Source organism: Paenibacillus sp. CECT 9249 (genome assembly GCF_918697855.1).
GTDB lineage: Bacteria > Bacillota > Bacilli > Paenibacillales > Paenibacillaceae > MSJ-34.
Genome location: NZ_CAKKLI010000003.1, coordinates 131,824 through 146,144, shown reverse-complemented (window position 1 = coordinate 146,144; position 14,321 = coordinate 131,824). Strand labels below are relative to the sequence as shown.

Sequence of the window (14,321 nt, the reverse complement as noted above, 5' to 3'; positions counted from 1 at the left end):
TTTCTCTTATTGGGGCCAGCCGTCAAGATTGCGGCTGGTCTTCGAAGTAAACGCCCCGTTCTCTCAATTCCACAGCAATATCCGCTGCGGCTTTGCTTGCTCCGGCGTCCATCCCGTTGTAAGAAACGTTAACCGTGTTTAAATGTTTCAATTGCTTTAATACGGATATGTCTTTAATCCGGTTTTGGACCGCATACAATTCGGCTAAATTCGGCAGAGCGGCCAATGGCGACAAATCGCTTATCCGGTTGCCCGAAATGTCCAGCGACATTAATCCCGGCAAGGAGGACGCAAACGACAGATCATTGATTCCCGAGTAACTGACGCGCAGAACGTTCAAACGTTTCTGCTTGGCGATATGAGCGGAAACGTCTTTCATTTTGGCCGACTCCAGACGCAATTCCTGCAATTGAAAGCGGTCGAGCGCCGAGATATCGGTTAAATTCTCGCCGTTGACCGTAAGCCGTTTCAACTGCCGATGCAGCGGAAGGAGCGGCTGCAAGCTGTCGATATCTCCGCTCTCCAATGTAAGCGTGCGGACATTGGGAATATGGGAGATAAGCTTGTCGATCGAGCCGATTCGAACCGGAGTGTAGATTTGGAAATTGTCCATGTAGGGTAACGGCGTCGTTTCGACGGCGTCTATCAATCCGGATTTTTCGCTCGTCCACGATTGATACTCCACCCTTTGCAAATATTTCGTTTGTTTTAGAAAGCTGTAGTCCGACAAATCATCGAACAGGAACAACGTTCGCAAATGGGTCAGTTTCGCCAGCAGAGCGGCATCTTTCCCCGGATCGTCCATCAGCTCCAGGAAGCGGATTCTGGCCATTTCGGCTTCCGTTACGTCGTCTTCCGGCTTATTCAGCATGAGCCTTATTGCGGCTTCAAACTCTTTGTTCGCGAAACGCACTTTGCGGTCGGATCCGGCAGGCTTTCCGGAGCGAGACTTCCAATCCGCGATATACTCTTTGGTCATTCCGTCCGGCGGAAGATCGAAGAAACGGACTTCGTAGGAAATCGTCTTCTCGCTTCCTCCATTGTCCCGAATGCCGGAAATATGTACCTTGTACACATCGTAATCGTTAAGAAACATCAACTGGTCCGGACGAAATGTGATGCTGCCGGAGGCGGAATCGACGGCAAAAAATTTGGAAGCCCGGTCCCCCTGCTTTCCTTGATCCGCGGCGCTGAAGGACCATGTCTTGTTGTCGTTGATCCGCTGCAACGTTACTTTCACTTGGCTTGCGGATAAATTCCCATACTTATTCGGATTCAGGCGCACGGTCCAACCGTCGTATTCCGACATTTCGCTCAGCGGAAACGCTCCGGCTCCCGGCCAGGCGATATAATCGTAATCGGCCGCGCCCGAATCGGCAGGGGTGTTGAACGCGATGCTCCGGTAGTGAAGCGAAGGCGTAAATGCAAAGCCAAAGCCGAACCGCGTTCTCTCAGGCGCCAGAAACGTATTCCGTTTGCCGGAGAGCCGCTCAAGGGAAGAGGTATCTCTTATCGTTCCGCTCACCGCTTCTTGCAAAGACGGCAATCCCAACATCGGATTGGTGACATTAAATGTCAAATATCCGATATTGCCCGATCCGGCTTGTTGACCGAGCGCTGCGGGCAAATCGGGCATCGATTGCCCGGCGGATTTCAGATCGGCGACGGCGTTTCGAATGACGGATTGCATGGCTTGATCGTTCAGCGCTTCGTCCAACATCGCGTTTTCCGGCATCCCCGCCAAGAAACGCATAAAGTTGATGGTATGAATCCCGTCCTGCAAATAATCAGAGTCCAGCTTGCCCGTTCGATACGGGGGATACAAGCCGGGCTGTTCCGCATAAGGATTGCCGGCGTAGGCAGGGCGGTATTGCCACCATTTCTCGACGACTTGTTCAATGGAATGGCCTGTCCGGCTCTCTTCGGACGAGGCATGGACACCGGCGGGATGCATGGCATAACCCGCGAGCAAAGCCAGCATCGAGGCAGCAACGATCCAATAGGCGCGCGGATGGAATCTAACGATAGATGCAAATCTTGGCACGATTGATAACTTCCTTTCCGTCAAATACTAGAATGATAGAATAGAACCATTTTATTATAGCTTAATTTTGGAAATTCAAATAGTGCCGGATTCGCCAAGCAAGGCTTCCCAATCGTCCGCGAATTGCCTGCTTCCTTTTTCCGTTAACGGATGTACCGCCAAATCCCGGAACACCTCGTACGACATCGTCATCGCGTCCACCCCGAGCTTGGCGGCGTCGACGACATGCTGCGTGCCGCGAATGCTGGCGGCGATAATTTTCGTCTCAAATCCGAGCGTCCGGTACATTTCCCGAACTTCTCGAACAAAGGCGAGGCCCGATGCGCCGACATCGTCGATCCGGCCCAGATACGGACTGATATAAACCGCCCCCGCCTTCGCCGCCAGAACGGCCTGCCCCGGTGTGTAGACAAGCGTCATATTCGTTTCGATTCCGTCCTTGGAAATGGCATGCAGCGCCTGCAAGCTGTCCATGCTCATCGGAAATTTGATGACCGGACGTTTGCATAGGCTCGCCGCTTCCCGCGCCTCCCGAATCATATCCGCCGCCGTCCGTCCCGTCACCTGGTACCATACTTTCCCGGGAACGATTCGGTCGATTTCCTTCAGCAATTCCATCGGCGCCTTTTTTTCTTTCGCCAAAATGCTCGGATTCGTCGTAATTCCATCCAAAAAGCCCAACTCCATGCCCGATCGTATATGCTCCAAATTTCCCGTATCGAGATAAAGTTCCATATTACCCCTCCGTTTTTCCGTTTACTTGTTTCAAAGATTGATAGATAGGCAGCAATTGGCGATAACTTTGTTCGAATATGTCGAACATCTCGTCATAGATTTGCCGATATTCCCGCGCCGGTTGATGCGTCGATACTTCCTTGATCCATCGTTTCGCCGCGGAGAAGGACGGAATCAAGCCGGCTCCGACCGCGCCGGCCATCGCCGCTCCCATCGAAGTAGCTTCTTCCAGATCGGCGGGAACCGATATTTCCGTATCGTAAATGTCTGCGAGAATTTGGCGCCATAACGGGCTTTTCGCACCGCCACCCAATACCCGCATCCGATCGATCGATACGCCTTGTCCGCGGAACGTATCGAGCACGATTTTCAGGTTATAGCCTACTCCTTCCATCACCGCCCTCGCCAAATCGCCCCGGTCATGCTTCATATGCAGGCCGATAAAGGCTCCCCGCGCATCGGGATTCCAGCGCGGAGCCCTCTCCCCCAGCAAATAGGGGAGATACAGCAGCCGATTCGCGCCGGCGGGAGAAGCGGCCGCTTCCGCATTCAACAGGTCATAAACGTTTGAAGCGCTTGCAGACTCCGCCGCGTAAAAGCGGTTTTTCAGCCATTGCAGCGAAGCGCCTCCGCATTGCATCGTTCCGGTAGGCACATATTGGGCCGGGTCCAAATGAACGAACGTAAAGGTTCTCATGGCAGGATCGAAAAGAGGTTCGTTCGTCGCAATCGAAATCCACGAAGACGTGCCGATGCAATTGAAAGACTCTCCTTCGTTCATGACACCCGCGCCGGCGGCGGCGCAGCATCCGTCTCCGCCCCCGATGACGACGCTCGTTCCTTGTTTCAAGCCGGTTGCGGCGGCGGCTTCCGCCGTCACTTCGCCAATGACGGTCGCTGACGGATAAGGGGCGGGCAATAGATTCATATCGAAACCGCATGCTTCGATGATGCGCTCCGACCAGCGCTTCGCGGACAAATCGAATAGATTGGTCGCGGAAGCGTCGGAATAATCGGTCGCGAATGCCCCCGTCATTTTGTATGCCAAATAATCTTTCGCTTGAAGCATTTTCGCCGCTTGCCCGTAAATGTCCGGACGACGCCGCTTGATCCATAGCAGTTTCGGCCCGGGGTAGGAAGAACTGATGCGATGCCCTGTCATCCGATACGCATATTCCATCCCAAGCCGGTTCAGCATCCAGTCCGCTTCCGCCTCGGCCCGCATATCCGCCCAAATGATCGAGCGTTCAAGCGGCACGCCCCGCTTATCCACCAACAAACAGCCCATCATTTGCCCGCTGAACGAGACGCAGCCGATATGGTCTTGTCCCGTTTGCGTCGTTTGCAGCAGCTTGCGGGTGGAGACGCATACCGCCTCCCACCAATCGTCGGGATTTTGCTCGGCCCAGCCGACTTGCGGATAATGCGTTTCATATCCGTAGAAGGCGCTCCCGATCTTTTCCCCGCCGCTTGTGTACAATGTCGCTTTGTTGCCTGTCGTGCCGATGTCATGAGCCAATATATATTTGGTCGACATCCCGCATCCATCCTCCTCCGATTTCATTGTTAAGGCCGCCGGTAAGGAACGGTAACCGTGAAATTGCTGACATCTCCCCGATATCGTCCGATCGTATATTCGAACGGCATATCCGAATCCAAATAGCCGACGGTGCTGATTTTCTGAATCGCGTCCCGGTGTTTGATCCGAAGCATCGCAGCCAGTTCCGGGGTTGCATGCTCGGATTCGATCGTTCGGCGAGCATAACCGATTCGGTAATGATATCTGTCCTCCATAAGCCGATATAACGATACTTGCTCGAAATCTTCGCCCTCAATGCCCGGCGCGAGCGCCAGCGGAACGTAAGTCGTTGCGACAACGTACGGCTCGTTCTTCACAACGCGCAGCCGCTCCAGCAATAGGTACGATTCGTATCGATTCGCGAAAATTTCTTGCGGCGCTTGATCGGCAGGCACGATCTTCTGTTGTACGACGACGGTTGCGAACGGCAGCCCTTGCAGTTCCATTTCATGTTGAAAGCTCCCCAACGTTTCTAGAAACCGTCCCGTAATTTTCGGACTGGCCACGAACGTCCCTCTGCCGTGCTCTTTGCGCAGCAGCCCTTCGTTTACAAGCTCCGCGACCGCCTGTCTTACGGTCGGACGGCTAATATCGTAGCGTTCCATCAGTTCCCGCTCCGACGGAATCAGATCGCCTGGCCGCCATTCCTGCCGTTCGATCGCCCGTTTCAAAATCTCCTTTAATTGATAGTACAAAGGAACCGGGGCTTGCTTCGATATTTCGTTGCCGTTCTTGCCGATTGAGTTCAACGCTGTTTGCCACCTCGTTTCGCATATTTTCATCGATCGATCCTTCTCAACTCATCAGGTCGTCATTACCAGTTACAGTCTATTACATCATACGATGCCGTATTCGTCAATCGCGAATCTTACCGATGATTGGATTGCTATCGATGATGCGGCTTTATGCGCGACCGAATAAAAACGGACCGGGAGTTGCGGATATTACGAATCCGCTTCCCGGTCCATCTACAGGGTCACACTTGTCTAATCAGCCTTTGTTGCAAAACATGAATATCATGGTCGTGTTTATTCGATTTATCCATTAGATAAGTGATCGTATCGTGAAAAGAGGCGTTTTGCTTCTCTATGCGATCCAGCCGCTGATTCACGACGCTCATCTCCTCTTTTAACGCGCTCACGTCGCTCTTCAACGTGGCAACATCGCTCTTTAGCGTTCCAACGTCGCTCTTCAACGTGGCAACATCGCCTTTTAGCGTTCCAACATCGCTCTTCAACGTTGCGATATCGCTCTTCATCGATTGCTGTTCATTTAATACATTGCCTACCATACCGATCAGTTGCGTCATCATCCCTTCCAGACGATTAAAACGTTCTTCTGACATTTACGCTCATCCTCCTTAACATGTAATCGAAATCGAATCTCGTCGATATCCCGCTTCGGAAACATACACTTCGTTTCGTGAGACGATAGATGCAGGAAAACGCCTTGTCCGACTATTGCGATGACCACGATATAAAGCCGGTATGGAAGCCTACGATGATACGAGATAAAACTATTGTACCCAATGGATCTATGGGATTCAATATCGGATTTCGTTCCGTATTGCTCTCACATAATCGGCGCCGGTTGTATAATGCCCGCGCTCCATAATAAATTTCTTGCCGAGAATGAGACAAGCTCTCTCCGCCTTTTCTCTGGCTGTCGAATCGGCGATAGAGACGATATCCTTGACATGCGCGATGCCGAGCGTTCTGCGGCATAGCTCCAAACCGGCGGCGGCTGCCGTGTCACGCAAAATCGCACCCAAATAATATTCCCGGAAGCCTTTGTAGCCCGCTGTCCGTTCGGTTGCATGCTCTTGCCAGGCTTGCGCGAATTTCTCCTGGAACGTATCCACGATGTCTTCAATCGTCGCAAGCAGCCATTCCATATGAACGTCGCGCCGCTCGCCTTCTTCCAACGTCGCATCCGCGTACAGATAGGCGAAGACGAGATTGGCAATTACATTGCCGACATCGTAGCCGGCCGGACCGTAGAAAGCAAACTCGGGATCGATCATTTTCGTCGAGTCGGGCTTAATGAAGATCGAGCCTGTATGAAGATCGCCGTGCAGCAGCGATTGGGCATTGCTCATAAATTCGAATTTCAGCTTCGCCGTTTCCAATTGCAGCGCCTCGTCCTCCCATAAATGCCGCTTCGCGAACGCGCGCGTAGCCGGGAAAATATCGTTGCGCGGACAATCGTAGAACGGCTCGGTATATACCAGATCTTCGGTGATTTCGCATAAATCCGGATTGACGAAACGTTTAACGAGTTCTTTCTTTTCTTTATGATGCAGCACGACATCGCTGGTCAAAAGCAGCGTATTGACCAGAAATGTCGTAATATGGTCGGCAAACAGCGGAAATTGCTTATATTCCATCAGCGCTTTTCGCATAATTTCGTGATCGGACAAATCCTCCATCGCGCAGCAGTTCATTACGACATCGTACTTATACACTTGCGGCACCAAGCCGGGAGCCAGTTTATATTGCATTTGCAAAATTTCGCTCTCGATCCGGTTGCGATCCGTCGATACTTTGAATTCGTCGGAAATTCTCGCGACAGGTCCGGCCTGTTTAATAATAACGGATTTCCCCGTGTTTTCGTCGACAATTCGGAACACATAGTTCAAATTGCCGTCGCCGATTTCCTCGCATGTCAGCTTGGCGCCTTCCGCGAAAAAATCCAATTTTGTCCGCGCATACTCGATCGCATCCGGTTCTTTCATCGTAAAGTAAGCTTGAAAGTCGCTCATGCCCCATTTTTCCCCTCTCGTTTCCACTAATTTCTCCTATAATAGGTGATCGCCAAAGCAAAAGCAAGAACGGCGCCCTTCACAATATCCATCGCATAGTAAGGGACGGACAACATGACGAGCCCATTCTGCAGAATACCGATCAACACGGCGCCGACGAACGTTCCGATCGCATTCGGCTTCCCCGCCCCGAGAACGGAAAATCCGATAAATGCGGCCGCCACGGCGTCCATCAAGTAAGGCGCTCCGGCATTCACTTCCGCGGTCATGACGCGCGCGCCGAGTATAATGCCGCCGATCGCGGCGAATAGAGCCGACAGCAAATAAGCGAGCACGCGGTAGCGATTGACGGGAATTCCCGACAGCTTCGCCGCCTCCATATTGCCGCCGATAACATACATGAAGCGTCCGTGTTTCGTATAGGTCAGGAACAGATGCACGAGAACGACGATTGTCAGCATAATGACAATAATCCACGGCACCTGGCCGATTTTGCCGAATAAAGCCGGAATTTGCCCTGTTGCGAAATTGCCGTCAGGCATAATCATATTTTGCGATATCGTCGCCCCGCGGGTATACGTCAAAGCGATCCCTTGAAAGACGAACATCATGGCGAGCGTAATCAGCATATCTTGAATTTTGAATTTGACGATGAAAAAGGAGTTAACAACGCCCACGGCAAGGCAGACGAGCAGCGTCAAGACGATGCCGGCCGGGACGTTCAGCCCATGCCACACGAACATCGAGATGACGAACGCGTTGGCGATCGAGGCCGTCGATCCGACGGAAAGATCGAATCCGCCGACGGTTAACGATATCGTAATTCCGGTTGCAATAATCGTTACGATCGAAATAGAGCGCAATATGTTAATAATGTTGGTCGGTTGCAAAAAGCTGCTGGACATTGCGCCGAACACGGCAATGAGCAGCAAGATAGTGAGGATCGTTCCGTATTTGTATAGAAACCCGATAAGATGAAATGAAGCGTTCATCGATCCGGATTTCGTTCGGACGGGCTTTGGCGAATTCATGCCGGCATGCCTCCTGTCGAATAGAACAGCAATTCTTCTTCGTTCGTATTTTTCGTTTCCAGCTCTTTTACAATTTTGCCGTCGTACAGCACATAGGTTCGATCGGTGATGCCCATCAGCTCGGACAGCTCGCATGTCGCATAAATAACGCACTTCCCGCGTTTGGCGAGCTCGGCGATAAGCGTAAATATATCTTTTTTCGCCCCCACGTCGACGCCTTTCGTCGGTTCGTCAAAAATGTAGACTTCGGCATCCGCAATCAACCATTTGCCGATAGCCACTTTTTGCTGATTGCCGCCCGACAAGTTGCGCACGACGGTCTGCCCATGCGGCGTTTTAATTCCCAAGTCGCCGATCATTTGGGCCGCCGCCGTCCTTTCCCGCTTGCCGCTGACGATCTGTCCCCATGTGCAAAACTGCGCAAGGCTCGCCGCCGTCAAGTTCGCAACGACCGATTCGCCGACGAGAACCCCTTCTTTTCTCCGCTCCTCCGGAACGAGGGCGATCCCTTGCCTCACCGCATCGTACGGCGTTCTCACGCGAATGTCGGCGCCGTGCAGAAGGCGCTCCCCGGAAGCGGATTCGGACGCTCCGAACAACGCTTTGCATAGCTCCGTCTTGCCGGCTCCGACGAGCCCGGCCAAGCCGACGATTTCCCCTTTGCGAACATACAAATCGATATGATCGATTTTGCCGGGAACGGTAAATCGGCGCGCTTCAAAACCGATCTCCCCGATGACGCGCTCTTCCCTCGGAAACTGCTGTTCCAGCTTGCGTCCGAGCATATGCTCGACGACCTCATGCTGCGCGATATCGGCCATATTCGCTTTGGCGACGAATTTCCCGTCGCGCATGACGGTAATTTCGTCGCATATTTCGTATAATTCCGGAAGCCGGTGGGAGATGAAAATAACGCCGACATTGTCCCGCTTCAGTTCGCGGACGATGCGGAACAATTGATCGGTTTCCGAACGGCTGAGCGGCGCCGTTGGCTCGTCCAAAATAAGAAACCTGCAAGATTTGGAGATCGCCCGGGCGATTAGCACCATTTGCTTTTCGGCCAACGACAGCTCGCTAACCGTTGTTTTCGAAGAAACCCGCACATTAATTTTGTTCAATATATCCTGCGCGCTGCGATGCAGCCCGCGCCAACGGATCAACTGCTTCTTCCCCATGCCCGCAACCATGTCGTCCAGCATAATGTTCTCGCCGACCGTCAAGTACGGGATCAACGCCGTATCGACTTCCTGATAGACGATTTGAATACCCAAATCTTTCGCATCTTTAGGCGAGCGGATATTCACTTCCCGTCCGCCGATTCGTATTTCGCCCGTATAATGGCCGTACGCGCCGGAGAGCACTTTCATCAACGTCGATTTGCCCGCGCCGTTCGCGCCGATCAGCGCATGGGAACTTCCGGTCGCCGTCCGGAAGTCGACGCCAGCCAGCGCCTGAACGCCGGGAAAAGCAATGGATATATGATTCATCTCCAGTTCGATTTGCTCCGATTGTTTCATCCACTTCTCACCTCCAACGGGAAATAACCATTAGCAAGCGCTCTTACATGCATAAGAGCGCTTGGCGATAACATATTTTCTGTTACTTTTTGTTCGCTTCCTTCAAAGCTTTCATCCAATCCGTCTCGAAAGCGTCCGTAGTGCCCCAACCCGGGATAATGTCGGCCAAGTTAACCATGTTTACAGCTTCGCTTGCCTGTTTCAATTTATCCTGTGTAATAAGAGCGGCTTCCAGGTCATATTTTTGCGGCGTTTCTTCGCCGGCAATTTTGCCGGCGAGAATTCTTACATTCACCGCTCCGATCATTTTCGGATCGACCGCGGCTGTCGCCGCCCACGGGCTGCCTTCTTCCTGCATCGCTTGCAGATCCGCATTGGACACGTCGATGCCGTAAATTTTGATTTCATCTCGGCCCGCTTCCTTGATCGCGCGGGTAGCGCCGATCGCAAATGCGTCCCAAGCCGCGAAGATCGCGTCGATCTCGCCTTTCGGATGCTTGGTCAGCATGGCCGCTACCGCATTTTGCGTTTGCACCGAAGTGTCGGCCGAGGCGATGCCGAATCTTTCAACTTCCTTGATGCCGGGGTTTTGCTGCAGCGTCTCTTGATAGACGTGATTGCGTCTGACCATCGGCGGGAAGCCGTCGACCCATAAATAGACGATCTTCGCATCATTTCCTTGTTCTTGAATCAATTGATCCAAAGCGAATTTCGCCAGAGCCTCGTCGTCCTGGGACGTGAGAGTCACGCCTTCGATCTGCTCCAAATCCGGCGTCGAGTCGAATGTAACGACCGGAATGCCTTTTCCGGTTATTTTCTTGACATCTTCCACCGTAGCCGCATCGTCGCCATGCGAAATGATGAAGCCGTCATAGTCTTTCTCCAGCGCTTGCGCGATGGCGTCATGGAATTTGGCCGTGTCGCCGTTAGCCGAGAACGAATCTACGGTGAAGCCGAGCGATTCGCCCTCTTGCTTTGCCCCGGCCAAAAATTGCGCCGTATGGTCGTCCCCGCCGATTTTGCGGACCACCATAATTTTCACCTTATCTTTTTGCGCTATTTTGTCCGGCAAGTTCTCTACCTTTTCATTAACCGCCGGAGTTTCTCCTTCGGAAGCAGTCGGCGCAGCTTCCCCGCCTCCGCCGTTCGAGCATGCTGTAGCGATCAACATAACCGCCAGCACCAAGATGATCCATTTGTTCTGTTTCCATTTGTGCATCCACTATACGCCCCTTCAGTCATCACTTGTAACACAAAAATATAATTACTAGTAATCCTATCGGATATAAATTTAATAGTCAATAGTTTTTTCATTTTTATCCAAGGTTGTATGGACAAGAGCTGGCGTGTATAATGGATAAGCAAACATATGTTTGTCATGTGTTCGCGATCTACCGACATCATCAGTCATAGGAGGAAGCATGAAAGGAACAACACATCTCGCAATCGGCGCAACCATCGGCTTGGCGGCCGCCGCCTACTACCCGTTCAGCTTCAATCATGCCGTCTTGTACATATCGATCGCGGCCTTCTCGGCTTTGAGCGCGGATCTGGACGGACCGAGCATGCTTAGCAGCAAGCTCGGCAAATTATCGAAGATGCTTCATGAACTTATCCTTTGGTCCGGCGTCCTCTCTTTCGCGGGCGTCATTTATATGTATTTCGTACATCAATCGATAGACAGGGCATTCGCAACCGTCACGGTCGTCCTGTTCCTGCTCGGCTGCGTCGCGAAAGCCGGCGTCATTCGCAATGCGCTGATCAGCCTGATCGGCGCCGGATTGATAGCGGCGGGATGGATCGCCTCTGCAAGCTGGCTGATCGGTTTAGGCTTGTTTATCGCTTGCGCGCCATGGCTGAAGCATAGAGGCATGACCCATACCGTATGGGCTGTTATCCTATGGACGGCGATCGGATCAGGCATGGAGCGCGACTTGCAAATCGAAGGGATCGCAACCGTTGCGGCAGCCGGCTATTTGTCCCATCTGCTGGCCGATACGCTGACGCCGAGCGGCGTCAAATGGCTATACCCCTTATACAAGAAAGCGATCAAAGTTCCTTTGAAGCGATAGTCCTGTCAGGAACAGCTTTAGACCATGGCGGCCAAACGGCGAAATCCCGTTCTCCTATGCGAAGAACGGGATTTCGTTCATGAAGCCTATTATTGTGCCGAATAACCGCCATCGACCGGCAGTTCAATGCCTGTGATGAACGAGGAGGCGTCGGATGCCAGGAACAGCACGCCTTCCGCCACATCGATCGCTTTGCCGAGACGCGGCAACGGTGTTTGGGACAGGAACCATTGCATCATCCGCTCATCCGCGAACAATCCGGTCGTCATTGGCGTTTCGATATATCCCGGATGAACCGAATTGACGCGAATGTTGTCTTTCGCATAGTCGACCGCCGCCGCTTTAGTTAACAGACGCACCGCTCCTTTGGATGCCGTATAGGGTCCCGCTCCGCTGCCGCCCGTCAAACCGGCGATCGAAGAAATGTTCACGATGGACCCGCCCTTATTTGCCAGCATGTGAGGAATGACGTATTTCATGCCGAGGAACGTGCCCGTCAAATTGATGTCCATAATTTTATTCCACGTTTCCAGCGTAATTTCATGCATCCGCGTCGCATCGCCGGAAACGCCGGCGTTGTTAACGAGAATATCCACCTTGCCGTATTTTGCGATCGTCTCTTTCACAATCTGAGCCCATTGATCTTCCGAAGCGACGTTATGGGAGAAGCCGGCCGCTTCGCCGCCGTTTTCTTGAATGAGGGCGACAACTTCGCGAACAGTCTCCTCCCGGATGTCGGTGGCTACGACTTTGGCACCTTCCCTCGCGAACAGCAGCGCTTCTTCTCTTCCCATCCCGCTGCCTGCGCCTGTTACGATCGCTACTTTATTTTCTAAACGAGCCATCTCTGTTGACCCCCTATTTATATGAAGAAATTTGTGGTCTTTTCATTGTTGCCCTATTTTGTTTCTTTCACCCATTTCGCCAAGTCCTCGATGACTGTCTCGGGCACATTGGCGGGAATGCCATATTCTTCGCCGGTCGACGGTTTGTCGTACGGCGTGAAGAAATGGTTCAATTTCTGATAAAGCTTATACGTCACGTTCTTTCGTTCCGCCAGAGCCGATTTCCAGCCGTCCAAGTGGGTTTTGTCGACCTGCACGTCATTGTCGCCTTGGGCGATGAATAACGGTACGCTTTGAGATTTGGCGATTTCGCCGCCTTTGTAATTGCGGAAATCGAACCACCAGTATGCGTTCGGCATCGGGAACGACGGTGGAAGATTTGCCGCGGAATAAGCCGGATTATTCAATAGCGCCAGCACTCCGTCCCATTGCTTCGCTTGCGCTTCCAGTTGAGCAATCGTCTCTTGGGGCGCCCCGGCTTGTTTCGCCCGGTCGACCATGCCTTTAAATTGCACCGCCATCACATCTTCGATCGAACCGGCCGGGCCGGCCATAATCATCGCGCCCGCAATGGCCTTGTCTTGGTCCTGCTCGATCATTCTCGGCACCAGCATGCCGCCTTGGCTATGTCCCAACACAAAAAGCCGCTTCGGATCGATTTGCTTTTTCGTTTTCAACACTTGAATCGCCGCAATTGCATCGTCGATCGTTTCGTCCCGCACCGAAAATTTCGGATGCTGCGATTTGAACGGATGCTCGCGCGTGCGTTTCTCGTAACGCAGCACGGCGATTCCGTGATTCGCCAAGCCGCCCGCCAAGTCGCGGAACATTTTGCTGCCGCCCATCGATTCGTCCCGGTCATTAGGCCCCGATCCTTGCACGAGCACGACGGCCGGGAACGGCCCCTCGCCGACCGGGATCGTCAGCGTTCCCGGCAACGCCAATTTGCCTGTGCCGACAACGACTTCCTGCTCCGTAAATTTGGCCGGATTGTAATACGATGGCGATTTATATGTATCTGCCGCCATGGAATACGGGATATACATATCGTTCAGCTTGTTGTCCGCGTCGAACCGCAGTTCCAGGCTAACATGCATGCCTTGGCCGTTCTGGTACAACAGCCGTACGTTCTGGTGAACGGCCGTGATTTCCTCCGAGCGTTCCTTCAGCGCGGTCAATGTGCCGAACATCGCTCCAAGCTGCTGCCACGTCGCTTTCAGCATGCTTTCCGGCAGCGCTTTTTTCAGATCGTCGCTCATCATGCTGCGCGCTTGCGCCGTTTGCCCCGATTCAAGCAATTTCACGAAACGGCTCGCTTTCGTCTTCACATCCGTCGGGCGGATGATCGGTTCGCCCTTGGCGCTCCAATCGATCTTCACGTCGAGCGCTCTATTGAAATCGTCGACCGGAACGAGCAGCACCGCCTTATCGTCGTAGCTTGCGGCAGCGCTCAATTCGAACGGATCCCCGTCGATTTCCGACTGCGCTTCGCCCGGACGAACGGCCCATTGATGCCTGTCGTACTCAACGGTAACCCGCTTCTGCTGATTGTCCCACTTCACCTTGGCCCCGATCGATTCGGCAGCTTGACGAAGCGGCAGCATCGCCGCATGCGCGGAGGCGTCATGCATTTCCACCGCATACGATGCGGGCGCGGCCGAGAACATGGATATTGCGGCGAATAAAGCGATAACCAGTTTTTTGTTCATCTGAATTCTCCCTTCTTGTTTGTCGCGA

General features: G+C 52.9%; 12 protein-coding genes. 1 reads left to right on the top strand and 11 read right to left on the bottom strand.

What is annotated here, in order from left to right:
- Positions 1 to 22 precede the first annotated feature (22 nt).
- From LQ229_RS04170 to LQ229_RS04130, 9 genes are all read right to left on the bottom strand, one after another.
- A complete protein-coding gene (locus LQ229_RS04170; RefSeq protein ID WP_230191028.1) occupies positions 23 to 2,044 on the bottom strand; it encodes a leucine-rich repeat domain-containing protein in 2,022 nt (673 codons plus the stop codon).
- Between the two features lie 75 nt (positions 2,045 to 2,119).
- A complete protein-coding gene (locus tag LQ229_RS04165) occupies positions 2,120 to 2,779 on the bottom strand; it encodes a transaldolase family protein (protein WP_216537227.1) in 660 nt (219 codons plus the stop codon).
- A gap of 1 nt (position 2,780) precedes the next feature.
- A complete protein-coding gene (gene xylB, locus LQ229_RS04160; protein WP_216537226.1) occupies positions 2,781 to 4,316 on the bottom strand; it encodes a xylulokinase in 1,536 nt (511 codons plus the stop codon).
- Positions 4,317 to 4,345: 29 nt separating this feature from the next.
- Positions 4,346 to 5,107, bottom strand: a complete 762-nt coding sequence (locus tag LQ229_RS04155; RefSeq protein WP_216537225.1) for a GntR family transcriptional regulator — start codon at positions 5,105 to 5,107, stop codon at positions 4,346 to 4,348.
- Between the two features lie 227 nt (positions 5,108 to 5,334).
- Positions 5,335 to 5,703, bottom strand: a complete 369-nt coding sequence (locus tag LQ229_RS04150) for an LPP leucine zipper domain-containing protein (protein ID WP_216537224.1) — start codon at positions 5,701 to 5,703, stop codon at positions 5,335 to 5,337.
- Between the two features lie 198 nt (positions 5,704 to 5,901).
- A complete protein-coding gene (gene mtnK, locus LQ229_RS04145) occupies positions 5,902 to 7,119 on the bottom strand; it encodes an S-methyl-5-thioribose kinase (RefSeq protein ID WP_216537223.1) in 1,218 nt (405 codons plus the stop codon).
- A gap of 26 nt (positions 7,120 to 7,145) precedes the next feature.
- Complete coding sequence (locus LQ229_RS04140; RefSeq protein ID WP_216537222.1) at positions 7,146 to 8,150, bottom strand: ABC transporter permease; 1,005 nt, start codon at positions 8,148 to 8,150, stop codon at positions 7,146 to 7,148.
- The gene (locus tag LQ229_RS04135; protein ID WP_230191027.1) at positions 8,147 to 9,667 is read right to left on the bottom strand and encodes a sugar ABC transporter ATP-binding protein; all 1,521 of its coding nucleotides are present in this window, start codon (positions 9,665 to 9,667) and stop codon (positions 8,147 to 8,149) included. The genes LQ229_RS04140 and LQ229_RS04135 overlap by 4 nt, the downstream gene beginning before the upstream one ends.
- 82 nt (positions 9,668 to 9,749) lie before the next feature.
- Positions 9,750 to 10,886, bottom strand: coding sequence for a sugar ABC transporter substrate-binding protein (locus LQ229_RS04130; RefSeq protein WP_230191026.1), 1,137 nt, complete (start codon positions 10,884 to 10,886; stop codon positions 9,750 to 9,752).
- 202 nt (positions 10,887 to 11,088) lie between these two features.
- On the opposite strand from LQ229_RS04130, the gene LQ229_RS04125 reads away from it, so the two are divergent.
- On the top strand, positions 11,089 to 11,739 hold the full coding sequence (locus LQ229_RS04125; protein ID WP_216537221.1) for a metal-dependent hydrolase: 651 nt from the start codon (positions 11,089 to 11,091) through the stop codon (positions 11,737 to 11,739).
- 89 nt (positions 11,740 to 11,828) lie between these two features.
- On the opposite strand, the gene LQ229_RS04120 is transcribed toward LQ229_RS04125, so the two are convergent.
- Entirely contained in the window at positions 11,829 to 12,584 is a 756-nt protein-coding gene (locus LQ229_RS04120; RefSeq protein WP_216537220.1) for a glucose 1-dehydrogenase, read from the bottom strand.
- Positions 12,585 to 12,637: 53 nt separating this feature from the next.
- The gene (locus LQ229_RS04115) at positions 12,638 to 14,293 is read right to left on the bottom strand and encodes an alpha/beta fold hydrolase (RefSeq protein ID WP_230191025.1); all 1,656 of its coding nucleotides are present in this window, start codon (positions 14,291 to 14,293) and stop codon (positions 12,638 to 12,640) included.
- Between the last annotated feature and the right edge of the window lie 28 nt (positions 14,294 to 14,321).

Excerpts from the sequence above, each read along its gene's own strand:
- mtnK (WP_216537223.1), bottom strand. The coding sequence starts at position 7,119 with ATGAGCGACTTTCAAGCTTACTTTACGATGAAAGAACCGGATGCGATC.
- LQ229_RS04120 (WP_216537220.1), bottom strand. The coding sequence starts at position 12,584 with ATGGCTCGTTTAGAAAATAAAGTAGCGATCGTAACAGGCGCAGGCAGC.
- LQ229_RS04165 (WP_216537227.1), bottom strand. The coding sequence starts at position 2,779 with ATGGAACTTTATCTCGATACGGGAAATTTGGAGCATATACGATCGGGC.
- LQ229_RS04130 (WP_230191026.1), bottom strand. The coding sequence starts at position 10,886 with ATGCACAAATGGAAACAGAACAAATGGATCATCTTGGTGCTGGCGGTT.
- LQ229_RS04135 (WP_230191027.1), bottom strand. The coding sequence starts at position 9,667 with ATGAAACAATCGGAGCAAATCGAACTGGAGATGAATCATATATCCATT.
- xylB (WP_216537226.1), bottom strand. The coding sequence starts at position 4,316 with ATGTCGACCAAATATATATTGGCTCATGACATCGGCACGACAGGCAAC.
- LQ229_RS04140 (WP_216537222.1), bottom strand. The coding sequence starts at position 8,150 with ATGAATTCGCCAAAGCCCGTCCGAACGAAATCCGGATCGATGAACGCT.
- LQ229_RS04150 (WP_216537224.1), bottom strand. The coding sequence starts at position 5,703 with ATGTCAGAAGAACGTTTTAATCGTCTGGAAGGGATGATGACGCAACTG.
- LQ229_RS04115 (WP_230191025.1), bottom strand. The coding sequence starts at position 14,293 with ATGAACAAAAAACTGGTTATCGCTTTATTCGCCGCAATATCCATGTTC.
- LQ229_RS04125 (WP_216537221.1), top strand. The coding sequence starts at position 11,089 with ATGAAAGGAACAACACATCTCGCAATCGGCGCAACCATCGGCTTGGCG.